General features: G+C 43.8%; 30 protein-coding genes and 2 pseudogenes. 9 read left to right on the top strand and 23 right to left on the bottom strand.

The window, feature by feature from the left end; genetic code table 11:
* Positions 1–159: 159 nt before the first annotated feature.
* The 3 genes from RAC89_RS28375 to RAC89_RS28385 all read left to right on the top strand — a co-directional run bounded on the left by RAC89_RS28375 (position 160) and on the right by RAC89_RS28385 (position 3,946).
* On the top strand, positions 160–1,503 hold the full coding sequence (locus RAC89_RS28375; protein WP_306617054.1) for an aminotransferase-like domain-containing protein: 1,344 nt from the start codon (positions 160–162) through the stop codon (positions 1,501–1,503).
* A gap of 209 nt (positions 1,504–1,712) precedes the next feature.
* The gene (locus RAC89_RS28380) at positions 1,713–2,879 is read left to right on the top strand and encodes an epoxide hydrolase family protein (protein ID WP_306617055.1); all 1,167 of its coding nucleotides are present in this window, start codon (positions 1,713–1,715) and stop codon (positions 2,877–2,879) included.
* Positions 2,880–3,025: 146 nt separating this feature from the next.
* Complete coding sequence (locus tag RAC89_RS28385; RefSeq protein ID WP_306617056.1) at positions 3,026–3,946, top strand: helix-turn-helix transcriptional regulator; 921 nt, start codon at positions 3,026–3,028, stop codon at positions 3,944–3,946.
* Positions 3,947–4,145: 199 nt separating this feature from the next.
* Here RAC89_RS28385 and RAC89_RS28390 read toward each other — a convergent pair whose 3' ends face one another.
* Positions 4,146–4,592: an SgcJ/EcaC family oxidoreductase gene (locus tag RAC89_RS28390; RefSeq protein WP_306617057.1), complete on the bottom strand. Its 447-nt coding sequence runs from the start codon at positions 4,590–4,592 to the stop codon at positions 4,146–4,148.
* A 187-nt stretch (positions 4,593–4,779) separates the two neighbouring features.
* On the opposite strand from RAC89_RS28390, the gene RAC89_RS28395 reads away from it, so the two are divergent.
* Positions 4,780–5,262 carry a MarR family transcriptional regulator gene (locus tag RAC89_RS28395; protein ID WP_306617058.1) on the top strand — a complete coding sequence of 161 codons (483 nt, stop codon included), beginning with the start codon at positions 4,780–4,782 and terminating at the stop codon, positions 5,260–5,262.
* A gap of 122 nt (positions 5,263–5,384) precedes the next feature.
* On the opposite strand, the gene RAC89_RS28400 is transcribed toward RAC89_RS28395, so the two are convergent.
* Positions 5,385–5,855 carry an NUDIX domain-containing protein gene (locus tag RAC89_RS28400; protein WP_306617059.1) on the bottom strand — a complete coding sequence of 157 codons (471 nt, stop codon included), beginning with the start codon at positions 5,853–5,855 and terminating at the stop codon, positions 5,385–5,387.
* Positions 5,856–6,031: 176 nt separating this feature from the next.
* Between RAC89_RS28400 and RAC89_RS28405 the strand changes: the two genes are divergently transcribed.
* The 3 genes from RAC89_RS28405 to RAC89_RS28415 all read left to right on the top strand — a co-directional run bounded on the left by RAC89_RS28405 (position 6,032) and on the right by RAC89_RS28415 (position 7,323).
* Positions 6,032–6,334: an alpha-helical endospore appendage domain-containing protein gene (locus tag RAC89_RS28405; RefSeq protein WP_306617834.1), complete on the top strand. Its 303-nt coding sequence runs from the start codon at positions 6,032–6,034 to the stop codon at positions 6,332–6,334.
* A gap of 64 nt (positions 6,335–6,398) precedes the next feature.
* Positions 6,399–6,830: a hypothetical protein gene (locus tag RAC89_RS28410; protein WP_306617060.1), complete on the top strand. Its 432-nt coding sequence runs from the start codon at positions 6,399–6,401 to the stop codon at positions 6,828–6,830.
* A 262-nt stretch (positions 6,831–7,092) separates the two neighbouring features.
* Positions 7,093–7,323 carry a hypothetical protein gene (locus RAC89_RS28415; protein ID WP_306617061.1) on the top strand — a complete coding sequence of 77 codons (231 nt, stop codon included), beginning with the start codon at positions 7,093–7,095 and terminating at the stop codon, positions 7,321–7,323.
* Positions 7,324–7,461: 138 nt separating this feature from the next.
* Here the strand turns inward: RAC89_RS28415 and RAC89_RS28420 are convergent, their stop codons facing one another.
* The 7 genes and pseudogenes from RAC89_RS28420 to RAC89_RS28450 all read right to left on the bottom strand — a co-directional run bounded on the left by RAC89_RS28420 (position 7,462) and on the right by RAC89_RS28450 (position 11,755).
* Complete coding sequence (locus RAC89_RS28420) at positions 7,462–7,806, bottom strand: hypothetical protein (RefSeq protein WP_306617062.1); 345 nt, start codon at positions 7,804–7,806, stop codon at positions 7,462–7,464.
* The gene (locus tag RAC89_RS28425) at positions 7,796–8,338 is read right to left on the bottom strand and encodes a hypothetical protein (RefSeq protein WP_306617919.1); all 543 of its coding nucleotides are present in this window, start codon (positions 8,336–8,338) and stop codon (positions 7,796–7,798) included. Before RAC89_RS28425 ends, RAC89_RS28420 begins: the two co-directional genes overlap by 11 nt.
* A 6-nt stretch (positions 8,339–8,344) precedes the next feature.
* Positions 8,345–8,589, bottom strand: a pseudogene (locus RAC89_RS28430) (amidase family protein); the annotation flags it as partial.
* Positions 8,544–9,521 (bottom strand): phosphotransferase enzyme family protein, encoded by a 978-nt coding sequence (locus tag RAC89_RS28435; protein WP_306617063.1) that lies wholly within the window; start codon positions 9,519–9,521, stop codon positions 8,544–8,546. The gene RAC89_RS28435 and the pseudogene RAC89_RS28430, both read right to left, overlap by 46 nt.
* 79 nt (positions 9,522–9,600) lie before the next feature.
* Positions 9,601–10,011, bottom strand: a complete 411-nt coding sequence (locus RAC89_RS28440; RefSeq protein WP_306617836.1) for a GNAT family N-acetyltransferase — start codon at positions 10,009–10,011, stop codon at positions 9,601–9,603.
* Positions 10,012–10,316: 305 nt separating this feature from the next.
* Positions 10,317–10,829 carry a GrpB family protein gene (locus RAC89_RS28445; protein ID WP_306617064.1) on the bottom strand — a complete coding sequence of 171 codons (513 nt, stop codon included), beginning with the start codon at positions 10,827–10,829 and terminating at the stop codon, positions 10,317–10,319.
* Positions 10,830–10,957: 128 nt separating this feature from the next.
* Positions 10,958–11,755, bottom strand: coding sequence for an arylamine N-acetyltransferase family protein (locus tag RAC89_RS28450; RefSeq protein ID WP_306617065.1), 798 nt, complete (start codon positions 11,753–11,755; stop codon positions 10,958–10,960).
* 307 nt (positions 11,756–12,062) lie between these two features.
* On the opposite strand from RAC89_RS28450, the gene RAC89_RS28455 reads away from it, so the two are divergent.
* Positions 12,063–12,263 (top strand): transposase, encoded by a 201-nt coding sequence (locus RAC89_RS28455; RefSeq protein ID WP_306617066.1) that lies wholly within the window; start codon positions 12,063–12,065, stop codon positions 12,261–12,263.
* 115 nt (positions 12,264–12,378) lie between these two features.
* On the opposite strand, the gene RAC89_RS28460 is transcribed toward RAC89_RS28455, so the two are convergent.
* The 8 genes from RAC89_RS28460 to RAC89_RS28495 form a co-directional block, all read right to left on the bottom strand.
* A complete protein-coding gene (locus tag RAC89_RS28460) occupies positions 12,379–12,666 on the bottom strand; it encodes an NUDIX domain-containing protein (protein ID WP_306617067.1) in 288 nt (95 codons plus the stop codon).
* 163 nt (positions 12,667–12,829) lie between these two features.
* Positions 12,830–13,744, bottom strand: a complete 915-nt coding sequence (locus tag RAC89_RS28465) for an ornithine carbamoyltransferase (protein ID WP_306617068.1) — start codon at positions 13,742–13,744, stop codon at positions 12,830–12,832.
* A 291-nt stretch (positions 13,745–14,035) separates the two neighbouring features.
* Positions 14,036–14,794 (bottom strand): class I SAM-dependent methyltransferase, encoded by a 759-nt coding sequence (locus tag RAC89_RS28470; RefSeq protein WP_306617069.1) that lies wholly within the window; start codon positions 14,792–14,794, stop codon positions 14,036–14,038.
* 183 nt (positions 14,795–14,977) lie between these two features.
* Positions 14,978–15,424 (bottom strand): hypothetical protein, encoded by a 447-nt coding sequence (locus RAC89_RS28475; RefSeq protein ID WP_306617070.1) that lies wholly within the window; start codon positions 15,422–15,424, stop codon positions 14,978–14,980.
* Between the two features lie 204 nt (positions 15,425–15,628).
* A complete protein-coding gene (locus RAC89_RS28480; RefSeq protein ID WP_306617071.1) occupies positions 15,629–16,078 on the bottom strand; it encodes a HEAT repeat domain-containing protein in 450 nt (149 codons plus the stop codon).
* Positions 16,079–16,120: 42 nt separating this feature from the next.
* Positions 16,121–16,294 (bottom strand): DUF3934 family protein, encoded by a 174-nt coding sequence (locus RAC89_RS28485; RefSeq protein WP_306617072.1) that lies wholly within the window; start codon positions 16,292–16,294, stop codon positions 16,121–16,123.
* Between the two features lie 169 nt (positions 16,295–16,463).
* Positions 16,464–16,775 carry a nucleoside deaminase gene (locus RAC89_RS28490; RefSeq protein ID WP_306617073.1) on the bottom strand — a complete coding sequence of 104 codons (312 nt, stop codon included), beginning with the start codon at positions 16,773–16,775 and terminating at the stop codon, positions 16,464–16,466.
* 113 nt (positions 16,776–16,888) lie between these two features.
* A complete protein-coding gene (locus RAC89_RS28495; RefSeq protein ID WP_306617074.1) occupies positions 16,889–17,773 on the bottom strand; it encodes an RCC1 domain-containing protein in 885 nt (294 codons plus the stop codon).
* 243 nt (positions 17,774–18,016) lie between these two features.
* Here RAC89_RS28495 and RAC89_RS28500 point away from each other — a divergent pair, with 243 nt between their 5' ends.
* A complete protein-coding gene (locus tag RAC89_RS28500) occupies positions 18,017–19,009 on the top strand; it encodes an SH3 domain-containing protein (RefSeq protein WP_306617075.1) in 993 nt (330 codons plus the stop codon).
* A gap of 79 nt (positions 19,010–19,088) precedes the next feature.
* On the opposite strand, the gene ppsA is transcribed toward RAC89_RS28500, so the two are convergent.
* The 6 genes and pseudogenes from ppsA to RAC89_RS28530 all read right to left on the bottom strand — a co-directional run bounded on the left by ppsA (position 19,089) and on the right by RAC89_RS28530 (position 25,287).
* Entirely contained in the window at positions 19,089–21,683 is a 2,595-nt protein-coding gene (gene ppsA, locus RAC89_RS28505; RefSeq protein ID WP_306617076.1) for a phosphoenolpyruvate synthase, read from the bottom strand.
* Between the two features lie 227 nt (positions 21,684–21,910).
* Positions 21,911–22,567, bottom strand: a complete 657-nt coding sequence (locus tag RAC89_RS28510) for a hypothetical protein (protein ID WP_306617077.1) — start codon at positions 22,565–22,567, stop codon at positions 21,911–21,913.
* 26 nt (positions 22,568–22,593) lie between these two features.
* Positions 22,594–23,223, bottom strand: coding sequence for a GyrI-like domain-containing protein (locus RAC89_RS28515; protein ID WP_306617078.1), 630 nt, complete (start codon positions 23,221–23,223; stop codon positions 22,594–22,596).
* 126 nt (positions 23,224–23,349) lie between these two features.
* Positions 23,350–23,844, bottom strand: a pseudogene (locus RAC89_RS28520) (phosphoribulokinase).
* A gap of 16 nt (positions 23,845–23,860) precedes the next feature.
* Positions 23,861–24,544, bottom strand: a complete 684-nt coding sequence (locus RAC89_RS28525; protein ID WP_306617079.1) for an HAD family hydrolase — start codon at positions 24,542–24,544, stop codon at positions 23,861–23,863.
* 284 nt (positions 24,545–24,828) lie between these two features.
* Positions 24,829–25,287, bottom strand: coding sequence for an arsenate reductase/protein-tyrosine-phosphatase family protein (locus tag RAC89_RS28530; RefSeq protein WP_306617080.1), 459 nt, complete (start codon positions 25,285–25,287; stop codon positions 24,829–24,831).
* Positions 25,288–25,632: the final 345 nt, after the last annotated feature.

Genomic DNA, 25,632 nt, shown 5'->3' on the forward strand with positions numbered 1-25,632 from the left:
CCCTCCTTGAATAAATCGTGTCATGTTCGCGAACATGGAGCTGATATTGAAATGGTAAAACGAAATGGAAATAGCAACAACAACAAATTCCCATAATTGTATCGATACAGTTACTAGAATCAATTATAATGAGAGTGGCAGGAACGAGGGGGAAAAAACGTGAAAAGATACTTGTCTATCCTTTCCGACATGGAGCTTAAAATCAACGACGGGCACTACCGCCCGGGCCAAAAATTGCCTTCCGTCCGCGATGCCGCGAAACGGTACGGATGCAGCGTTAGTACCATTGTTCGGGCTTACGCGGAGTTGGAACAACGTCACGCTGTTTATTCGATACCCCAGAGCGGGTACTACGTCGTTGACATGCCGGACGGGATATCCAATGCCCAGGATGACGGCAAGATTGATTTTTCATCGGCCATGCCGGATAGTAACGTATTTCCTTATTTGGACTTCCAGCATTGCTTGAACAAAGCGATTGATACGTATAAGCAACAACTGTTTGCTGGCGGGGATCCGAAAGGGCTCTCGCAGCTTCGGCAGACCCTGGTATCCCATTTGGCAAATGATCAGGTGTTTGCAAGAATGGAGCAGATTATTATTACTTCGGGGGCCCAGCGGGCTCTGGAAATTTTGGCTAGAATGCCGTTTCCAAACCGAAAAGAGACCATTCTGGTCGAGCAGCCGAGCTACGATAATTACTTGCGATATCTTGAGATGGAGGGCATACCTGTAGTAGGGATTCCGCGCAAAGCAGCCGGTATTCATTTGGAGGAGTTGGAGCAAACGTTCAAGAATGGCGGGATCAAATTTTTCTACACCATGTCCAGATATCACAATCCGCTAGGAACCACGTACACTGCTCAAGAGCGGAAAGCGATTGCCCGGCTGGCGGGCAAATACGATGTATACATCGTCGAGGACGACTATATGGGCGATTTAGGAGAAGAAAAGGAATTCGATCCGATTTACGCGTATAGCCGCACATCGCATGTCGTTTACGTCAAGAGCTTCTCCAAGATTATTTTCCCGGGCTTGCGCTTAGGTGCGGTCGTGCTGCCCGAACGGCTGTTTGAGACATTCCGCGCCTATAGGGGGCATGCCGATACTTCGCTTTTGTCACAAGCGGCGCTAGATGTATATATCAAAAACGGCATGTATGAACGGCATAGGCATAAAATCAGCAGCCAATATGCGGCACGGATTCGAGCGCTAAACGATGCGGTCTACCGTCAAAACGGCGAAGGATGGGTAGCATTATCGGGGGTCGAATCCGGCGTCTATGTACAGTTCAGGCTACCGCAAACCGTTAACCTGGACCGGCTGTTAAGGCGTCTGGCAGAGAGGAATGTGATGGTTGTAGCCGGAAAGCAGTTTTATTTGACGAACTGGCTTGAGCGGGAAAAGTTTCTGCGAATCAGTATTTCACAGGTTAAGCCGGAAAAAATCGAGGAGGGAGTGAGGGTGATCATGGAGGAAGTAAGGAGAGAGATTGGGAGGTAGATAACTCACGCTCGTAACTTCGTCAATCACGCAAGACGCGGTTTTGCAGGAGTCATCGATCATCCTAACCGAATGGGAATGCTTCAATCTGGCAAGTTATAAATTATTTCCCCCTTGTGCGAGTACCCTGACATAATGCTGTCAGGGTACATGATTTATTATGGGTTATGTAAGCAATAAACGATACCCATTTCAAGGAGGATATTCCTATGACAAATTCAAGACAAATCACTTCCGAAGTAATTGCAGAAATCCAACCGTTCCGTATCTCCGTACCGCAGGACGATCTTGATGACCTTCAGTATCGTTTGTCCCGGACTCGCTGGCCGGAAGCGTTAGGCGGGGCTGGCTGGAAATATGGGGTTTCGCTCGACTATGTGAAAGATTTGGCATCCTATTGGCAGAAAGAGTATGATTGGCGTAAATACGAAGCCCGCCTGAATGAATACCCACAATTTACCACGGCTATCGATGGTGCCAACATTCATTTCATACATGTTCTTTCGCCTGAGCCCGACGCGTTGCCGCTGCTGCTCACCCATGCATGGCCCAGTTCGATTGTCGAGTTTTTGGAGCTGATCGGTCCGCTCAGCGATCCGCGCAGTCATGGTGGCGATCCGAGCCATGCATTCCACCTAGTCATCCCTTCCGTACCCGGATTCGGGTTCTCGGGTCCAGCCCTCGAAGCAGGATGGGATATAGCTCGCATTGCGAGAGCATGGGATACCTTAATGAAACGCTTGGGATATATGGAATATGGTGCACACGGCAGCGATTGCGGCGCGCTGGTGTCCAGAGAGCTTGGCATTCAGAAGCCGGAAGGGCTTCGCGGCATTCATGTGCTTCAACTGTTTTCTTTCCCTTCCGGAGACCCTTCGGAAATGGCAAACTTGTCGGAAGAAGATCAGAAAAGGCTTCAATTCCTGGCTAATTTCCAAGAACGCGCCGGCTTCAATGCGATTCAGTCAACCCGGCCGCAGACGCTCTCCTACGGACTTACAGACTCGCCGGTTGGACAGCTTGCTTGGATTGCCGAGTTATTTTGCGGCTTTGGCGACCATGTGGATTTTATCGACCGGGATGCCTTCCTGACTAACGTCACTTTGTATTGGTTGACGAATACGGCGGAATCGTCCGCCCGCTTGTATTACGAGAATGCGCATAACCATGGGCAGGAGCCGCAGGGACCGAATACGACTCCGACAGGAGTGGCTGTGTTTGGACATGACTTCAAATCGATGAAGCGGTTTGCCGAGCGTGACAACACGAATATCGTGCGATGGTCGGAATTTGAACGCGGAACGCATTTTGCCGCAATGGATGCGCCGGATCTTCTAGTTCCTGACATTCAAGCCTTCTTCAGAGGATTCCGTTAAAGCCAAGCTCCGAAAGCCTCCTTATTTCGGTTTGTGGTCCTCTTTATCATGAAACGGAGAAAAATGGAAATCTTGGGCTTTCGAGTGTAGAATAGAGAATGGGCGAAATGGCCTTATGGCCGGGTTCCCGGATTGGAGGTCATCCTATGAAGCTGGATCGTTTGCTCGCGATAACCATGACACTATTAAATCAACCGCGCGTCAGTGCTACCGACCTGGCTAAGCGCTTCGAAGTTTCTCTGCGGACGATCTATCGCGACATGGAAGCCATTAATCTAGCCGGAATCCCAATTGTATCTTTCGCCGGATCTGATGGAGGATATGAGATTATGCCGGGCTACCGATTGGAAAAGCAGGTATTATCTTTGGAAGATTTCTCATCAATCTGTTCAGCCTTGCGCGGAGTACGTTCCGCGACGGATCATTCCGAGATTGACCGATTAATAGAACGAATTGGCGCTTTAATGCCTGAGCAAACGAAAGCTGCGGATCCAATCTATGTGGACCTCGATTTCAAGCCGGCGCCAAACGATAAAGAGCATATGGGTCCGTTGCACCAGGCAATCAGAGACTTTCAATTAATTACATTCACGTACTTGGACAACAAAGGAACGGAATCCGAACGCAAGCTGGAACCGATGGGGCTTTTTCTCAAAGGCTTTGTCTGGTATGTGTACGGATTCTGCCTGACCCGAATGGACTTTCGCGTATTTCGACTGTCCCGTATAGGTGAATTGAACCTATTGCCGGAGCATTTTGTCCGACGGGACTACACGCTGCAGGATGTCGAACAGCAATTCATGAACAAAGCGGATTTCAAGAAAGTACAGGCGGTACTCCAGTTTCAATTGGAGGCCAAAACCCGGGTTCGAGACGAGTTCGGCTTCGATGAAGTCATCGTGAATGCGGACGGAACTTTGTCGCTAATCACGCATTTTTCATCAATGGAACGGGCGATTCAAAAGATTATGAGCTATGGAAGTTTGGTGAAAGTGATGGGACCTCCTGCATTAATTTTGGAGATGCAGAGTCAAATTCGGAAGATGGTTGAGCTATACAAGCTATGAGATATTAACTTAATACGAATAGAACCTCCAATTCCACTTATCTAGATTGGAGGTTTTCTTGATTGATATGATAGTATAACATCGGCGTATAGCTCCCTTGCACGAGTAATCATAAATTGTCCTTTTCTTTATTGAAATTTTCATTAAATGGTTTTACTCCGTCTTTAATAAATTCTTGACATTTGTGCGGCGCGTTGTTTTATTTACTGAACTTCGTGAAGAGACGCTGCACCAGTCCCGGCTCCGAGATACGGCTATTCTGGAAGGCTGCAATCTTCCATTCCCCCTGCTGCTTCACGACCACGTTGGTATTAATTGAATCGCGCTTCCGCGGAGCCGTTTTCTGCCAGCGCAGCTTCACTGCACCAACACCATGGAACACCGCAAAGTCCGTGGTTAGAATCCGAATTTTCTTGATTTCGCCTACAAGCTTCGATCCTTTCAATACACCCTGCCACAATGCTTGGTGAACATCTGTAATCGCCTGGCGGCCCTGCAGATGCTCCCCCTGGAAAGTAACGTAATCCGCTTCTTCTGTAAAGCATGATCCGTACGCTGCGGCATCACCGTCGTCCCATGCCTGCTTCAGTCGAAAGAATAGCTCCGCTATTGCTTGAGTTTCCTCCGTATTCCGATTGTTTCTCATCTGATCCTCTCCCTCTCTGAACTGGCCAAAACTTCTCCGTAATCGCGAGCGGAGTGTTTTGCTCTCCAAGTGCCTTATGGTATACTGTTGCTAAAACTTTAATGAATTTATTATCTTAACCGATATTATATCTTAATTAATTAAGATATTTTGATCATACATGGAGGTTTTGCTTTTGTCAAGCAATATGTCTTCTTCTGATACGCCTAATTTGTCGACGATACATAAAGCCCTACTCGACGAGTTGCGCCAGAACAGCGCGCGAGCCGTTATGTTTCACCAGTTGATCTCCGAGCGGCTTGGCCTAAATGCTACCGATCACAAGTGTCTGGATTTCCTCAACCGTACGGGGCCCGTTACGGCCGGCCAGCTCGCGCAGTTGACCGGGCTGACGACAGGCGCCGTCACAAATATCATCGACCGCTTGGAACAAGGAGGCTATGTCGTACGGGACAGAGACCCAGAGGATCGGAGGCGGGTCGTTGTCAAACCAGCCCCTAACGGCTCAGCTCACGTTTCCCCTTTATTCCAATCCATTACGCAATCAACGCTTGCGATTCTCTCTCAATACAGTGAGCAGGAAGCACAGCTCATTCTTGGCTTTATCCGGCAGTGCAATGCTATGACGTTGGCTGAAATGGAGAAAATGAAGCTGTCCGCCGATTCATAGCCTTGACTACCCTAACCTAGCTGGGATCCTGTTTGTCTTGTATCCTGCATTTCGCCCATAAGTAGAAAAAGCCGTAGCCCTCCTAGGACCTGCGGCTTAACTTTTTAAGCTGCCGCGGCAGTCTACTCCCTGCTTATTCCACTATCGTACCCGGTGTACATATTACTTGCCCACATCGGTTTGCCCTCACGTAATATTTGAGGTATTAGCTCCTGCACAAGATACGGCAAAACATTATGTTCCTTAAGCTTTTCCAACGTGGGTTCAATCCAATAAAATTCAAGATGCGGCTCTAAAGATTGAGGTGTAATCGTGGCAGATAAACCATTTGTTCTGACTTCAAACAAATGATTTATTTCGTGATATTCCTTTTCCTTAATTCCAAACTCAACAACGCCAAGAAAGCGAGTAACTTCACACGAGGTCACTCCTAGTTCCTCTGCTAACTCTCTTTTAAGAGCATCATGCGCACTTTCACCAAGATCAACACCCCCACCTGGTAAAAATGAATGAGCGCCTTTCATGCGAGCAATTAAGATATGATTATTATCCACTATGAGTGCTCTAGCAATATGGCGAAATTTTATACTCAACTTTTGTTACCTCCTCAGATTAAAGCTTACACATTTAGCACTAACGTTCAGGGAAAGTGTGAAACAACTCCGAACGTAGGACAAAGACCTATTATTTTTTTAGATACAATTAACACTTTTCCGTAACCGTAATAATATAACTTTAGGTTAATGGAGAGAGGGAATGTGTCGTGAGTATGCCTGAAATACCCAGTGGAGAAAACAGGCCCACTATAGAGGAAACCGCGATTGATTTATTGGAGTCGATCGCACTTGAGGAAATAGCGCTTGCTCACCTTATCAATGCTGAGGCAGAACAGCTTCAGGCATTCGTTGGTAAGGATCTGAATTTCCCGTCAAACCCAAGCAATAGTGACATTCTAAGGTTCAATGTCCTGCTCATCCGCATGATGGAAACGCTGATGTTCAAAGAACTATTCCTTCTGCGTAAACTGGAAACCGCAATCCAAATTGATTTACAACCCGGCTCCGAGGAATAATGTTATGGCGATCAGCAGCGCTCGTTTTAAGCATGATCGAAAGGTTGCATTACCCGGTTCAAGCATGGAATCCGCTTTAATCAACTTTTTGGAGCAGTATCGGAAGCTGCTGCTTGCGCTTAAACATAATCACGACCTCCGTCCGAACATCTCACTGGGCTTGTCCAAGATGCTCTTCCTTCTATCCTCCGTCATAAATATTCAGCTCCAAAAAATAAAAACGTATGCTACCCTACATCCTAACGGCTTGGATCCGATGAATAGACCTTATTTGGAATTGGAGACCCAAAAAGAGCTGAACCTGCATCGTATTGTACATTCGCTAAAGAAGCATGCCATTGAACTGGATCCGAGTATGTATCCTTTCTACAAAAACTACCTCAATGAAATAAACCGATATTACGCAAGGAAAAGAAAATTGTTTACCTACGAATGCGGACATCCCGGCCCTCCTTGGATCAATCCGTCTATAAAGAAGCGTGTTAATGGAGAATAGAATGAAACTATTGGGCACCCCAGGAGAATAGCTCCGAGTAGGTGCCTTTTGTTTATATGAAATGGAGATGCAGCAGGTCTAATCCCAGGGATCGACTGCTTTTTTTTGCTTGCGGATGTCCTTTCTATATGTTGAGGAAAATAATTCGAATTTCAGAGAATTTCTACTATATATTGATAGACTGAATATGGTAGAATAGTAGAGAGCTAAAAAACAAATTGCTAGGGTCTCATTATTCTAGCCAACAATGGGAGTGATATATGTGACAAAGGAACGTTATAAATTCTTGATTGAAAATCTAAAAACAGGCGTGAAAGCTACTGGAATCGGTTTTGGTTTCAATGAAGAAGAAGCTCGTATAGATGCACGAGACAAATATATTGATATGGAGTCACTTGATAGCGAGGTAAAACATGACCAAGTACTAGTCGGAATCTGCTTGGAAAAAGGTACCGGTCAAAACATATTTGTATGTGAAGGCTGCAGTGCCTAACTACATAACTAATCACGTTAGATTCGTCCGGGGTTTGCTGTTTTGACACTTACCATGTGGAAACGGCAAGTATGAAGGATAAGGCTGCCTGGTGATGATCTTGGCAGCCTGTTTCCGTGTTGGTTGTTCCCAAGTTCACTAATTTGACTTAGCAAAACTAACTAGGGGTATTTCTTCAATTACTTTTAAACCGTTAAGGACCAGTAAAGTACTCCCATCACACGCATTTGCCTTTACTTGGTCAAAATCAACACCTTCTTTAATTTGATACTCTACATAGAACGAAGAGACTTGCCCTGCCGGAATTGCTCCGCTCGAACCTCCACCCCTATAGACCATCTTCCTGAAGCTGCTCTTATTGTCCATTTCCATGAGCGAGGCAAGTTTTTTGTTTGGTCTTACTGTTACTTCCAACCCGTAAAAGTAATGGCCTGGGTAATCGAACTGCCCTGTGACCTCCTGTTGGCTAAACTCAATGCGCATTCCAATATTCGGGGTCTCCATATTCGTACAAAATTGCCCCTTCTTGATTTGTCGCTTTCACCGTAACTGGAGAATGGAAAGGGGAATCCAATACCAAGAACCAGAACCTAACTCCTTTACTCTCAATAATGGTTGCCGCTTTACTTTTCTCACTTATGACTATGATCTGTGTGATTTCAGGATTTAAGATAGCGCCGTAAATAAGACTTAGCTCCACATTTGGATTACTTGTAGCGACCCACGTAAGAGCCCCATCCGAAACCAAGGGAACATTATCGCTTCCCCCTTTCACGTTTAATCCGAAAGCGCCATCCTCCAAGACACCGAACGCGAGTTCATTATTATAAACCTGATAAAATGTAAAAATGCTATTGTCGACTAACTGCGAATAGAGTACCTCTTGAAAATTGCTATTATAATCCTGAAGTTCTGCTGCAATCCGCTTATTTATTGAACCATGCTGATGGAATATAGCTTCAAAAATTACGATACTAATGATGATGATAATTAGAAATATTTTTCCGTTTTTCAAGAACTTGTTCATTTTATCACCAGTTTCGATATTATCCTTGACGAGAATCGGAATGCCATGTAGAGGACCTCTACTTCTCCTATACTGCCGCTCTAAATCCAGTGTCTCAGCGATAAAGATGGCATCTGGGTTTATTTCAATAATCGAATTATTTGTAGACCGTCCTGGTCATACTTTGCAATTGGAGATAGTCTTATCTCACCATTCAAAAGCTGAGGAATATACTTTTGTCTTTGAGGAAGGGGCCACACCGGTTATCGCAAAACTGCGGCATCCTTTCCCGAATCCACGAATGGACAGCTTCGTTCTCCATAACAAAAGCGTAATATCCTAATACCGCGGTAAGCATGAAACCTTCAATTACGGGATAAATTTCCTCTTTTGGAGGCTCCTTGCCATAGTACCCTTTGACGACATGCTCTCGGGTTTCCTTTGGGGCATTTAAAGCTGTCATTGCTACGTCAAATAAGCGATAACCAGAACCGAATAAGCAGTAATCGATAAAAACGTACCTTCCTAGCGGCGTAACAATTATGTTACCCATGTTCAAATCCGCGTGGATTATACCCTGCTTCACCGTCTCAGGACATTGGGCCTTCAACCGATCAACGATAAGATTAAGCGTTTGCTCTACCACATCGAAATTTTTATCAGAAAACAATTCAAGTTCGACGCCGCGCCGAATTTGGGTGAGCATCCTTTCGATTCTGCGAATACCGTAGTCCGGCCGATCCGAAGGAATAACCTTATCATAAGTAGCGAAAAACGCCTGGAGGTTCGCTACCTGAGCGCCCAATCTGTATGCGGCATCAGGGGTCGACAAGTCCTCCTTAGTCATATTGCGGCCATCGATCCAGCGGAGCAGTGAGCAGTATATACTTTGCCCATCAATTTCAATCTCAGTTACGAGTTGTCTAGACCGGCTTACTACAGGGGCCTGTATAGCGAGGTCCGTCCCACGAGCAATCGCCTCCAACAGCTTCAGCTCGGATTCAACTCCTTGCCTTGTATGTTGTATGCCGGCCATATTCACGGTTATCGGTTCGTGCACGCGAAGAAGGTAGGTGTTACTGTCTGACCTATCGGTCACTTTATACGTCCGATTTTCATTGTGCCTTAGCAACGAGATTTCAGGATGGGCGATGCCGTACTGAAGCAGAAGCTCCGCGATCTTATCCTCCATGATGTACCCCGATTCAAATTCGTTTATGTGATACTCGATTTCCGAGTGTTGTTTTTTGCCCGGCAGCTTACTAATTCGTTCACTCTTGATGTCTCATATAAATGCTTCTCTCTTTAAATCCAAGCGATTTCCAAAATGCATATCCAGAATGATTCCAATACATAACCTCGATATCTATGTTATTCGTGTTCAATACTTCGAGCAACTTATCAAAACCTAATTTGCCATACCCATGCCTTCTGCGGTTTCTACAGATAAAAAACTGTCTTAAATATAATGGCTTCCTTGTATGGTTCACCAAAGCATAGCCAATGGTTTCACCCGTAACTTCAAATGCATAGGCTTTATAATCCGTATTGATAAACCCCCTCATTCTATCTTTCAACTGTTCGAGATTCATTGGATTGTCATGATTCTCATCTTCGATAAGTTGCTTGTTTAGCAAAGAAAGAAGGTCCAGATCTTCGTCAGAACAAATCCGTATGGACATTTCGGCCACGTGGAACACCCCTTTAATATACATTAGACTGCTAGTCGACGTAAGAGTTCACATATTCACTATAAGCAGCCGCACAAGCACTTATAGAGAAACATCGAAAACAATGAATTCGGCCAAATTCGCTCCTGGCGGCAGATGTTCCTTCCGTGGAACACTGAAAAAACAAGCTCGAATCCGGCTGGAACGAGCTTATTTAATCTTTGATTTGCTTTAGTTTTCTATATCGTTGATTTCTGGATCCATCAGCTGTAGTTAAACTATCGTTTTCCATTAGAGGAACAAACCACGATTTTATTCTACTCACTCCATTTGGCCTTTTGAATCACATCAGAGATGAATGGATTTTTTGCATTAGTATAAGCAACTCTATCGTTAAGATATTTTTCCGCGAGTTCTTTTTTCAATTGATTGTATTGCTTTAAAACCTCGGGATGGGTTCTTAAATAATCCCTAAATAAAATATTGTTTTTCCACTCCTCGCTTCCATAATTGTATATATGCAGGTGGTGCGTTCCTGCTCTCCTTTGACCTTTTCTAAAGAATCTTCTAGTAGGGAATTCTTTATGGTACACATGTTCATAGCCTATTTTCGCTAACGGTTCAATAAATTCTTCTACTTCGTTTAAATCACGTACTCCGACCATGAAATCAATGATCGGTTTGGCCCCCAGGCCCTGAACGGAAGTGCTCCCAATATGTTCTATAGCAATTGCTTTATTAGCCAATGCATCCTTAATTTTTCTTTCTTCCTGTTGGTATTCGAAAGGCCATTTTTCGTTGTACTCTTCAATAACCACTGGTTGTTCCATACATTCCTCCTGATCACCATGCATCCTTTTTTTAATAATATTAAAATGAATGCTGCCCGTTACTTCAATGAAAAGAGGTCTGCATCGCGACAAGCCCCTCCACACCAAAGTGCACCCAACGCATCATTTTACCGAGGTCTACGCATCCCGAAATGCCGCCATAGAAGTTCCCTGTAACTAGACTCGTCTACCGGGGTTTTGGTCATGACGCCGTCACACCACTCCGTGAAGAAGGAGGGGGTCAACGTGATCGTTCCGCGCTCTGTGACCTTCGTGACAAGCGGTTTCTTGTTGAAAGGCGAGTCGGAATGCTCGGCGATTATGCGCTGAATCGCATTCAGCTGGGTATCGTCGGTAATAGTCTTCGCGGTATCGAATACGTAGCCGGTCATCCACTCGCTATGCTTATGCTTCAGTTTCATCTCCAGGACGTAATCACCAAGCCCGGCATGCTCCCCGTACGCCGGGACAATTCGAAAGTCCCCATTTGAAGAGGAGACAGGCTCGCCTGATAACGGCACAGGTCGTAGCGGCAGATTACTGCCGAAGCCCGTATCGATGAGGTAAGTCCGATTCTCATGCCGGAACAGAATCGTAACATGCGTACGTCCGGTGGCCGGGTAACGCTGCTTCTCGTGATTATATACCACGCCGCTGACCAGCCGGGCATCCAGTTCGTTGTCCAGCATGAAGAAGTAAAACAATGTATTTAATTCATAGCATAGGCCTCCTTCACCTTGAACCGTAATTTTGTCCAAGAGCTGCTCCTTTGAGATGGTCTGTGTTCTGGATTCAATGATTGCTAAATTTTCAAAAGGGACCGCGAAAGCCGTTCGTTCGAGTACAGTGTTCAACTGGTCGAATGTAAGCGGTCCGTCGTCCAGCAGTCCGATTCTTGCCCGAAATGGTGCGTTCACATTACGCATGATTCGTACCTCCCAGACTCAATAATAGATGGTCAGCTTCCATTATACGGCCGTTCACACGAAGAAGTAAGCCACTCATATGGAAATATGTGCCTATTTTTCCTGAGCATTGGAGTACTAATGTCTCACATTGAAGCTTATTCAGCGACCTTGATTTCGTTATAATGTGTGCTGGCAGCTTTGTCCTGGTAGCATATTCAGCTATCATGCTGAAAACCATGCTAACCCATGTCGATTTTCTGAATGAACAAATTCTCGAGTTGGATCTGTAGGTAGCCAAACGGCTCGACCCTTTCATCAAGACATTGTGCGGTTAGACACCATTCCCGGAATTGGCCGACGTACGGCGGAACAAATCTTATCCGAGGTCGGAACGGACGTTGGTTCACGCTTCCCTACGGCCACTCATCTCTGTTCATGGCAGGGCTCGTTCCCAGGCAGAATGAAAGTGCCGGTAAACATGCCTAAGATGCCTCTTGACGTTCCAATGTCTCACAAATCTCGTTAAAGCACAGTTTTAAAAAAACATAAAAGCTGGGCTTAGTTTCGTGCTGCCATTTTGGATCTGTGCTAAGAGTCATTTTCGGGGTAGAGCTTTTATGCGATCAGGGGGCAGCGTAATGCTACAATCCTAGTTTGGGGTTGTATAGAGATAATGAATGAATCTTTCCATTCATAATGTTCTCGATAATTTGTTTAAAGACATTTGCCCCGCGAATATCCACATCATATCCGGTTTCTTCCTTTACTTCTCTGCGCGCCGCATCAAGAATATCTTCATCCTGCTCTATTCGTCCACCCGGAAAATTCCATTTGTCCCTGACAGGTGGTTTGTTTTCTTTTATTAGCAAAACTTTGTTTACACATAACACAGATACGCTAGCAACCAAAACTATTCCAGATTTAGTCATCAGTCGTTTCCCTCATTCTCATTATCGTTAGTAATGCATTTAAACCTTAATTTGGTTTAAGGGTTCTAATAAATTTATTTTCGAATATAGCCACCTTTCCGACGATCCATCATTGGTCCTTATTACCTGGAACTTTATAAATTTCAGGCATATTACCTCAAGATTATTGCAATAAATACAATAAAAGACTTTTCTGAACATGCATTCTATTTTCAGCTTGCTGATAAATAATGGAGTTATGCGATTCAATCAAATCATCTTCAATTTCATATCCAGGATGAATAGGCATATCATGCATTATATAAGGGGAGTCATCACCTAAATTCATTCTATTAATTTGAAAAGGCATCATTAATTGTATCCTTCTGCTTTTCTCTTCTTGATAACTCATATCATAGAAATACTCCATATCTACCCACGTATCAGTGTATAAAAAATCAGTTCTGCTTACTGCATCGGATAGAGTATTCACTTTTTCAACATACCCGCTCATATATGCTTTTTTCATTAATTCTTCATCCCAGGAGTCTTCATTTACGATAGGGGTTATCAATAAAAGCTTAATCCCTAGTGATATACAACCTTCTATTAATGAATTTGCTACATTGTTGTGAATCCCAACATACGTTATTGTCACACCTGAAAAAGTGCCCTTTACTTCGTAAACCGTCATTAAATCAGCTAATGCCTGACAGGGATGGTATTTATTACAACAACCATTTATTACTGGAACACTAGAGTGTGTGGCTAGTTCAATTAAATCGGAATGTTTTTTTAATCGAGCCATAATAACATCACAGTTTCTAGATGCATAACGAGCCTCATATTTGATAGGTGAGAGGCTAAAATTACTGGAATCCCAGTCCATGGTTACAGCATAACCTCCCATTTGATTAATTCCAGACTGGAAAGACAAATTGGTTCTTGTTGAAGTCTTTTGAAAGAGCATTAATAGCCCCTTGTTAGCACATGCTTGGTAAAAAAGATATGGATTCTGCTTGACCTCAATGCCATTCTTAATTATTGAAAGCAATGAATCTTTATCAAATTCCTTTAACGATAAGACGTGATTACTCAACTTATTCACCGCCTACGTATATTTATACATGTTAATGTATTTTTATAGATTCTAATATAGCTAGAAATATATGTCAACACTTGAAATTACACTGCCCTTTCAACGCGACCAAGGATCAGCTTCCCATGACGGACTGACCCTGGTTATTGCTTTATCGTTCCCAGGGTAGTTCTAATAACAACCAAAAAAACTAGGAGCAGTTGCCCGTGACAAACTGCTTCCTAGTTTCAGCATATATACAGCAATCCACTCCCCGGTAATGGAGGGTTTCTTTGTATACAATTTCTCTTTTTATTTATTAGCCAAAATTGTAAATTCCCATGGTATGTTTTCATTTTTCCAACCACGATGCTCTTCAAACTTCATTAACTTAAAACCAGATGTAATAACCGAATTTATTATTTCGCTAAGGGTATAAAGCCTAATCGAAACATCTGGAAAGTCTTTTTGTTCACTTTCGTCGAAATAATGTTTATATGCTACATCTCCATTATGCAATTCTTCGTCAAAGTAACTTTGTTGGACTTGATATTGGATTTTAGAGTTAGAAACGATACACCTTCTTAAAGGATGAAAGTCACTTAGAACCATTACCCCATTATCTTTAAGTAATGAAAAAAGAATAGACATGAATCTTTCGATATCATTGAAATAGTGTAATATTCCCCCTTCCAAGTATAGCATGTCAAAATGACCACTATACTTTTCTAAGTCTATATCGTAAATATCAGTAACAATATATTGAATAGATACCTTGGCAGAATCAGCGAGCTCTAGGGCATATTTTTTATTTTCTTCCGATATATCAAATACTGTTACATCTGCACCTAACAGTGCTAATGGGACTGCTTTCCTTCCATTTGATCCGCAAAGATTAGCAATCTTTTTCCCTGTAATCTGTTCAAAGTATTGCTTATGTTTCTTTAGCTGTGCTTTGGGATTTTCCAATATCTGTTCTGCCTTTTCCTTAGGTGAACCATCTCGTCTGTTCCAAAATTCGTACGCTCTATGTTCCCAAGCTATCTTATTTTTTGCACTTTGTTCATTCATTTTTAGCCAAATCCCCTTTCTTTAGAGACTATTCATACAAATGTAAAGCAAGACACATGATACCATTTATTGGAACAAGGTGCCATATCATTTCGCTTCAACCTTTGCTCGTATTGGGTCGATGCAAGTGCCCACAGCGATTTCATGCGCGGGAAAAGCGATTTGGGGGAGAATGTCGTATTACTAAAAATGCTTCTTAGGTTTATTAGATGCAGCAATAACGCAAATCAAAACACTTATAATACCACAGATAATATAGGTATACGTATAATAAGGCGCTGCTTCACCGCGTATGAACATCATAGTTGTTACTCCATCCATCGATCCGTCACCGCCCCCAAGCACCAGTAAATAACCAATTAGATATATCAACAATCGTTCGCTGATGACAGGAATAATACTAACCCATAGCGCACCAGTACGTTTTTTGTCAAAAACTTTCTTAGTATAAAGACCAGCTACGAGATATGGAATGATCAACAAAGGTGCGCCAATAAAAGCACCAGATATGTTCCAATTATGGTCTACGGGCTCTTTAAAGATGATCCAATATAATGTAAACATCGCATACAGCGTAAGAAAATAGCTTGATGTAATGACCATCCAACCACCAATTATTTTGCCAACCATTTATATCCCACCTTCGAGGATTCGCTTTCGTACCATCTATTTCGTGAATATCAATACTTAAAGAACACTTCCATGTAAATGATCTTCAAATAAATGTGCCATAACTTCAGTAAATCTAATCTGTCCCAACGAAAATAGACGATCCCCCTGGCGCATACCTGCGCTTTGAGAACCGCCTAATTAAATTACATCTTAGGAGACTTACTAACTCCGTTTCGTTCCGAGCGTAGCCCACACTCCTTTGAGCCACGAGTCAAACTCATCACCCTTGTTCCCTTCGTATGTATCATAAACGTCGAGTCTCATCTTTTTGAATTTCTCTTTAAATTCCTCATAGGAGTGATCCTCGGGCAAGCTTTTTTTGATTCGCAGCAGAATCTTGGACAAATCTTTCATGGATTCGCGATGTTTTTTCGCGGGCATTTGAACATCTTCGCCTAGCGCCCTTAGCTTACGGTACGCAGCCTCCTGCACCCGATAGACCGAATCATTAATCAGTCTGTGTTGTAGTAGACGAATAGCCTGATCGCTATCCAGCTCCCCCAGCTTGTCCACTGCTTCCAGTCGCTCTCTCCAATTTGACGTTCGATTAGCCGCTGCCTTTATTCTCTCCCATTGTGCAGCTTCGGTGTTTTCCAAGTCTTGATCTATCATATTGATCCCATCCTATTCTACCTCTAATTGTACTTGTGCTCGTTAGGTGTTGCCTTTATCCACACCGGTAGCTGCGGCACCATCCTGATTCTTCGTCCCCTTGCTCTTATACGGCTTGGGCCTGTTCATGGCTCGGTTGGTGCTGGCCTGCCATCGGTTCCAGCCCTTTTTATCGGTCCCCCTGCCCGTGCCGCCTTTCCCCTTCGCTTTACTCAATTGATCACTCCATTATCATATGGGTCTATGGTAAAATGATTAACAATTTGGAGTAAACGTATACTGGCCGTCAGCGGACCTCAATGAAAACATAACATAAATCTCAAGATAATGCATCCGCCACGGTACGTTTTCAAACTTCTCATTCTTTGGACCCCGTCAGGGGCATTCAAGCCCCATTAAAAGATAACAGAATAGTGCAGCTGCACATGGGGCAAGGTTCACATGTTGTGTATAATGTATAGCCCTTTTTCAGGAATTTCTTATTCTCAATATCCAGCATGCTTGGTCCGGCATTTCTTATAGCATCAACCTCAGCATGCGCTGTTGTATCTGATTCCGAGAAGACCCTGTTATGTCCCCTGCTAATAATCATACCGTCAGAATCCACAATAACGGCTCCGATAGGATAGGTACCTTCATCTCTGGCTTTTTCAGCTTCAATAAATGCCTCCAATAAATAATTACGATCAGCTGTCATGAACTAAGCCCCCTTTACAAAACAATTGCTTTATTGATATTCCACAAAAATCCAAAAATTCCTGTCTATATTGAATCTGGGTATTAATCCACAAGCCAACGTTTAAAAGAAAACTATTTACCCGGCAATTGGATGCCACGCCAACCGCTTACATCGCATTGGCTATTCTTATTATCACCCACTGCAACCACTGTGCCGTCCGATGTAAGCCCGAGAGTATGAGCGCAACCTGCCGCTACCGCCACAATATCGCGCCAGCCACCAACATCGCATTGGCCATGCTCGTTCCAACCCACTGCCGCCACAGTACCGTCCGATCTAAGGCCGATAGTATGATTACTACCCGCCGATATCGCAACAATACCGCGCCAGCCGCTTACATCGCACTGGTCACGCTTATTCCAACCCACAGCCGTTACCGTTCCGTCCGATGTAAGCCCGACGGTATGAAGGTACCCCGCCGCTACCTCTACTATGTCGTGCCAGCCGCTTACATTGCATTGTCCATACCGATTATTACCTACAGCAACCACCGTGCCGTCTGATTTAAGCCCGATGGTATGCCAGTCACCTGCCGCTACCGCCACTATATCACGCCATTCACTTACATTGCATTGGCCTTCATTATTTCGACCCACAGCCACCACCGTGCCATCCGATTTAATCCCGACGGTACGACGCCAACCTGCTGCTATCGCTACAATATCTCGCCAACCGCTTACATCGCATTGGTCATACTTATTCCAACCCACAGCCGACACCGTGCCGACCGATGTAAGCCCGATGGTATGAGCATTACCCGTATGAGCATTACCCGCCGCAACCGCCACCATATCGCGCCAGCCGCTTACATCACATTGGCCATATTTATTATCACCCACAGCCGTCACGGTGCCGTCCGATGTAAGCCCGACGGTATGACGATAACCCGCCGCTATGGTAGCTTTTGGCCACCGTTTCACCTTTAACGCCGTTTCTTCCGGTGAAGTATAATCCATGCTTTACCCCCTTGAATAAAAAACATATTTATAAAACGGTTCCACTTCGAGCCGACGCCGCGAGGTATTGCATCTCCCTTTTCCCTGATCATAGCGATTCGGACAAGGGATTTCAACACACTGGATACCGCCACGGCCATTTTCGCAGTAAGCGCATCGTAATTAATTTCCGTCTTAAGAAACTCCGATCTCTTTTGCGCGTCTAATAAGTTAAAATCCTCTCGAGCAAAGGAGAATTGTATTGTGAGAACTGTGGTTTGGAGACGCTGGGCTCGAGTCTTACTGATGTCTGTTTGGCTGGCGAGCTTTCTTGCGACCCTCGTTTATCCTACGACTTCCTCCCACGCCTTTGGTCCGCGTAAGTTTGAGCCGCCGAGCATCCCGCCCGTTATTTCGCTTCTGGAGGATACGCCGCTTTATCCCGAGCAGGATGAATCCGTGGAGCCTTGGGCGGTGCTCAGTCCCCAGGATGTGGAGACCGTCGAAGCGGAGAACGAGTGGTATACCAAGGAGTCCGGTGAGAAAGTGTGGGTTCGAGTCAAGACCACTTGGCTTGGGGAGCTGTGGATGCACTTGGAGAAGGAGAAGATGGGGGTCATCAAGCCTATCGATTCCTATATTCTTCTATTGGGGCCGGCACAGCTGTACAGCCAACCTGTTTCGTCTTCCAAAACGGACGCCGTTCTTACCCCTCAGGTGGTTCATGCGAATGCGATATTTGATTCCTCCTACTCTTATTTGACCAACAGCTACCGGATTGAAACCTCTTGGATCGGCGATCAATGGCTCGTCTCCAATCCTTATATGCTGGTCAATGTAGAGGTTCTGAATCAGGAGATGATGCTGCCGACGGAAACGCTTTATATGGAGGAATACGATACGGCTCACCGCCTTCAGCGGCCATCGGATGCGAGATTCATTCCCCCGCAGAAAGTGTTCGCTTTAGAAAGGACGGAGAATGGTGCCTACCACGTTCGCGGCGAGAATGGTGATACCTTCTGGATCCAGCCGGCCTACGCCCAGCCTTTAGGTTCGAAGAAGATTAATGAGACCCTCGAGCTCACGAAACCGACCGAATTGCATTTGTTCCCCAAGACGTCGTACCCTATTTTCGGTCAACTCAGCCCGCAGAAGGTAGAAGCTTTCGAGCAGTGGAATGATTCTGAAGGACACCGGTGGTATCGTATTCACAGCTGGAACGGGGATCTATGGATCCAGCCGGATGCCGGCTTGTAAGCAGCCGGGGGGTTCATGAGGTGCAGGTCCTGTTCGCAGGCTCTGCACCTCTCGCCATGGCCCCATCCCCGCCACCGTACTACAATATTTCGATATATCCTTCTGTCCCATGCACGCGAATTCGTTGCCCGTCTTTTATCAATTTGGTGGCATTTTCCACCCCGACAATTGCCGGCAATCCATATTCACGGGCGATCACTGCTCCATGGGTCATCAGTCCGCCAACCTCGGTGACTAGACCTTTTATGGATACAAATAATGGTGTCCAGCCGGGGTCAGTAAAGGAGGTGACCAATATATCTCCATCTTCCAGATCGGCATTTTCCATGCTTAAAATGACCCGCGCTCTTCCTTCAACCACTCCGGAAGAAACAGGTAGACCTACAATCGCATTAGCCGGCAAATTTTCTCGTTTGTACTCACCTGCAATGATTTCACCATCAGACGTGATAACGCGTGGTGGAGTGAGTTTTTCATATAATTTGTACTCGTCTTTTCGTTTGCTGATGATCTGGTAATCCAGTTTTTTTGTACGTACGACTTCGTGAAGTTCATCAAAAGTGAGAAAGTAGATATCTTCTTTTTCATGAATAACGCCCGCTTGTACGAGCTGTTCAGCTTCTTTCAGCAAAGCCAGCTTATAAACGAAATAGCGGCTGATATACCCATATTTCGGATATTCACGATAACCGATGAAATTCCGGATCAGGTCGATCATTCGTTTGGTTTCTTTTGCTTTTTGTTCACCGTCCGGCAATTGCTTCAATCGATCCAACAACTCTTGTTCTTTTTCCAAAGCTTCCCGGCGCCCTTGCTCAAATTTTCGTTTGCCGGCATTAGGCTCAAAGCTCTTAATGTTGCCCAGAATCATGGGGACAAGTGTAATTGGTTTTTCACTCCAACGAGTTTTCGTAATATCGATTTCTCCGGCACACCGCATTCCGTATTTGCCGAGATAAGCATATATAGCGTCACGGGCTTCCCTTCCCCCATCAAACTTAACCAGTTCATCCAAGAAGTTGTCATCTTTTACATGCTGTAAATAAGCAACTACTTCCGGATAAGGCCGAATCACATCCGCGACATCCATTAGCGCGAGTCCCATTTCCGAAGTAATATTGTTTGGGACGGATTGAGAAAGCGTGTCTGCTGCGTTTTTTTCGCCTAACCACTCGTTCATTTTTTCATTAATCCATTTTGAAGCATCCATAGCAGCCATAAACACACGCGAGCTTTGGGGGTCAAATAAAATCTTCTTTAATTGCTGGATATCTTCCAGAATAAAATCAAACAAATCCGATCCTGATTTCCCTTGGATGCTTTGCTTTAACTCTTCTATGGATGTTTGACTCCTCTTAATTAATTCAGAGACGATTGCCGGATCGTTTTCGAATGGTGACAGTGTATGCTGATTGCTTCTGCTGGGAATCGGTGCCGTTTGATCATTTGGTATCAATTTTATAAAGTCTCGCTCTATTATGGTCGTGAGTGCGTCTTTTATGAGCGGATCGGATTGCCCGAGGGTTAATAAAGATTCCCGGCCGACAGGCGAAGCCAGCATACGTGTGATATCAACAAACAACCTTCCACCGGCTTTACGCATGGGAGCAGGAGTAATTAACAGGTAAAAAGACAATCCCAGTGGTTTTATGGGATCCGTCATCATTTGTTGATGACCAACAGAGATATAGACGTGATTTTCTTGATCGCCGGCTTCAGGGATGGGGTATAAAGTTGTGATGGGACGACTCTGGACAATATAAAATGTATCTTGGGCCAAGCACCATTCGATATCTTGCGGGCAACCAAAATGAGCTTCGATTCGTTTTCCGATGCTTGCCAGTTGTAAAATTTGTTCATCACTCAGTGTTTGAGTCTTTTGCTGACCAGGATCGATCTGCAGTGTCTCTGTTCCGCCTTCTCTACGTCCATAGATAGCCAATTTTTTGCTTGCTATCCTCTTATCGACGATTTCCCCTCCCTGTACTTTATAACCATCGGCAGACACCAAGCCAGAGACCAGTGCTTCACCAAGTCCAAAACTGGCGTCGATTGATAATAGCTTTCGGTTGGAAGTAATCGGATCAGCGGTAAATAAAATCCCTGAAGCCTGTGGAAAAACCATCCTTTGGATGATAACGGATAAATAAACTTGACGGTGATCAAATCCATTTTGCATACGGTAGATTACCGCTCGATCCGTAAAGAGGGAAGCCCAACACTTGCTGATATGCTGCAAGATCGCTTCTTTGCCGATAATGTTTAAATAGGTGTCTTGTTGACCGGCGAACGAGGCATGGGGTAAATCTTCAGCTGTTGCACTAGAACGCACCGCATAAGCATGTTCCTCGCCGAACTGGGAGAGATAATGACTAACTGCTTTCACAACATCGGAAGGAATTTCTACATCCATAAGAATTTGTCGAAGCTTCCTGCTGATTTCAGCAATTTGATCTCGATCTTCAGCTTTTAGCGTGGTTAGTTGATCCAACAAAGCATGATACGTTTCGTTTTGTTCGATGGCCTTTTGAAATCCCACTGTTGTAACACAAAAACCTTCAGGTACTTGTATTCCATCGATTTTTGATAATTCCCCTAAATGTAACCCCTTTCCGCCAACGAGCAAAAGCTGCGTTTTTTCCATTTCCTGAAAATCGAGAACCAAAGAATTCATTCTACATCTCTCCTAACCATTAAAATGAGAAAAAACATTTGACAAGGGGTCGCCGGAATGGTACAATAAGATTGTAAGATGCAATATTTATGACTATTGCAAAATTGTGATTCGTAATCCGATTATATCATCGTGTCTGTATATGTGCAATATTAAAGAACCTGGTACGACTGTCCAGGTTCTTTTTTGAATTGTAGAGTAAGAGCTCGTGCCCCGAACACCATCCCTTAAGGAGCAAATTTTTGCGGTTTTTCATACTCCGGCATTTCGGAATAAGACATGATGGCTTCGTACATATCATCTGTTAAAAACACAGCTGTCAAATCATTGCCTCCATAAAGTGCATAGATTTGCTCCCTGGAGCCCTGTTGTTTCAAATAGCGATTAATCATCTTAAAGCTGCGTTCCGTCGAAAGCTCCCAATCCAAGCCATCGCGTTGCTCTTTTTCCGTAAAGATAAGGTGTTCCTCTCCGTTTACAATCAGAACGTAATCACCATTGCTTTTCAGCGTATCCTGGACCTCCTTAAATTTAACGCCTTGTCGCTCTAAATAAGGAGCAATCTCTTCAATAAAGTCTACCAGAAACCCTTCTGCCAGCATCTCGGCATCCGCAAAAAACACCCGTCCCGTCTCTTCCCAGCCATAAATATTTTGTTCCCCTGCAGCATTTTCTTTGAAATCATCCAGGTTCTTATCTTTCATTTGATCGTAATATCCAAGGGCATCCAGCTTATCAACCAAGGAGCCTACATTATAGGTTTCTTGCTTATAAATATAGCTATCGATAATGTCTGTTTGTTCATAAGTTGACTCATTGGCGTTCCCTCCGGAAGCTGCAATATGCGCAATGGCTGCTATGATAATAATGAAGGTTTTAAACATAATATCTCTCCTGATTCATGTATATTTTAACTATCGTTCCTGGTTACAGGAAATCTTAACACCGTCTTCATCTTTGAAGATTCAGTCTTACGGGGATCCGATAAATAAATTTCTCGATGAATCTTGCTTGCCCGGATAAATCCATGTTCTGCACAAAAAGCCTCCATTTGCGCAAAGCTTTCCGGCTCATTATCAAAGCTTCCAATATGCATCATTTGGCAGCTCAATCCATCCTCCACATGCTCAAACCGAACTTTCTCAAGTAACGGGTTTTGTTTTTTCCTTTTCGTCTGTTCCAAAAATCGTTCGAACCATTCTTCCGTCAAAAAATCAGGCTGGCGTATCATGATCGTATACTTAAAATTGTTTTTGTCCGTCGCGGGTTTTGACCGATCAAGCAAGTCCCATTCACCCTCAAGTGGAAAAACCGTATACTCATAATATCCGGCGGGTCCATGTTCGCTTTTGTAGGACATCCGCACCGCATAACTCATACTGTACAATGCTTCTGTTGCTTTGGCGAATTCCTCGCCATTAGGATCCCCAGAGCCGCTGACCATAAAGAATGGCATCCTCGGCACTTCTACAATTTCAGGCGCCGCTTTTGGCACATATAGCTGCTTATAATCTTTTTTATAATCTACCTTTTTGCTCAAAGCCAATATCTCCTTTTTTGAATGGATACTGTTAATTGAAGCCATTATAAAAGTTTAATACTGACAACAGTATGTCAGTCTTCTAGTTATGCTTCATTGAGCAATTGCCGCAGCGAGCTGCTCATCTTAGACACAGTTACCTTTTTCAAGTACATAGTCGGCATTGGAATTTTTGATTACGATATCAAAATTCCGATGATAAGGATGCATAAATATCTCATATTGAATTCGTCGTTCTTCGTGAGATTTTCTTAAATAATCGATTTCCGTTCCTCTTTCCGCTACATCACGTATACTTCTTCTCAATAGTTCAGTTTTCCCGTCAAATATGAATGTCTCTCTCTAAAGCGGCTATATTATGGGCAGCGGGATGACAAGCTGTCATTTTATCCTGATGATATTCATTTTTGTATTCATATTGAATTAAAGTGTACTTCCGAAGGGGAGACCCGATAATATAGGGATCCGTATGGTATAATTTACATTGTTATTTCCCAAGAGGGCTAAAAGATTATGGGCAAACGTTGCCTTTCCAGATGCACCATGGCCTGAAATTCCAATAATGAATCTTTTATCGATTCCACTAACCAAATCGGCTACCTTAAGTAATACCTTGTCCATATTGTCCCCCATCTGCTTACGCTCTTAATAACGTCAATAATTCCGATGGCTTTATTAGCTTGGGGAAATCCGTAATTTTTTCACTTTTAAAAGGTGGAATAAACCAAGTAGCATGGTAAGGCACCATTCCAACTTGGGCGGCGCCTTGTAGTTCATTCGATCCACCGTCACCAACAAATAATGACTCCGACGGTGAGACATCCATTCTTTTGCAGGCGAGTTGATAAATTTCTGAATTAGGTTTTGCCATTTTCACTGCATAAGAAAAAATAACATCATCGAAATATTTGGCTAACTTGCAAGACTCCCAAGCTGATACTTCCTCAAAAGCACAGTTGCTAATTAGACAGATTTTTATTCCCAATGCTTTTATTTGCTCCAACATATCTACAATTTCATCGTCTAATCTGCTAAAAGGTATAGATTTGGACTTAACTCGTTCCATATGTATTGCATTAATAATTTCAATTGATACTTCGTGACCAAGGCAAGTAAAAATTTCCCTTAACACCGAAGGAAAATCAGAGTAAGTACCGTCCATTCTTTTCTCTTGCCTCTCATTCCACTCTTTATCAAATACTTTCGATTCGATGCCAAGCTGTTCCACGAAGTGAGTGGATCTGAGTGCCTTCCTTTTACCATTTTCATATTCCGAGATTAGTGTCTCAAACAAATCAAAAAAGACAGCCTTTATTACCAACTTCATCCCTCCTACTCGCTACGTATTACATATTCTGGTTAATTCTTCGATTTCCTCTAATCCCATGAACTCGGTAGGTAACCAAGCGGCTCGACCCTTTTACAACTAGACATCGAACGGCCAGAGACCATCCCTGGGATTGCCAGTTAATGTTGTACTTTCACATAAATTCAAAAAGCGCATTTTTTTTAAAAAGTCTTACCTGCGCCTACATAGCACCTATTGTTGGACGCAAAAGAGTAGGCTGCCGTGCGATCAACTCATTTTAAACTATAGTTCTCCGTTTAAGACTGCGAGGACAGATTTCGCAATACAATTGGCATTGCCTTATGGAAAAATATAACTAACTGTTTCATGTCGTCTAAGAAATTTGGACTATCAGGATGTCCAATATTGACTGGAGAGGTTTGCCCATTAAGGACTTCGTTGAACAGTAGTATATCTCTATTAAAATTATGTTTAACGTACTCTTTGTGAAGTTCACTCATTCCTATAACCACATCATATTGTTCAAAACAAGATTCGTTGAATTGTGTTCTCTTAAAACCTGTTGTATTAATTTTCATTTCATTCATGATGCCAAAATGGACGTTTGAATACTTGCTAATATCACTGGTAGCTCTTATACCAGCTGATGCTACATTTACTGATGTATTATTTGTTTCTTTCAAGTAACTTTTCATGCAAAATTCCGCAATCACGCTTCGAGTATAGTTATCGGTACAAACAAATAAAATGTTCAAAGTATCACCCCTGTATACAGTTTACATATCAGCTAAAGGCAGCCTCACAAGCCCTTATAGAGAAAAAGCGCAAACAATGGATTCGACCAAATTCGCTCCTGGCGGCGAATGCACCTTCCGTGAAACACTAAAAAAACAAGCTCGAATCAGGGTGGAACGAGCTTATTTTTCTTGCTTTAGTTTTCTATATCGTTGATTCATCAGCTGTAGTTGAACTCCCGTTAGCGCAATGATCTAATCGTAGTAACGAAATGAACTCGCCCGCGCTTGAACCCCCCCATTTGAAACACAAGTACACATTCAACGGCGCTATCGGATGCGTCGGCTTACCTGTCGGGGATTGTT

This window comes from Paenibacillus sp. GD4 (genome assembly GCF_030846225.1).
Taxonomy (GTDB): domain Bacteria; phylum Bacillota; class Bacilli; order Paenibacillales; family NBRC-103111; genus Paenibacillus_G; species Paenibacillus_G silviterrae.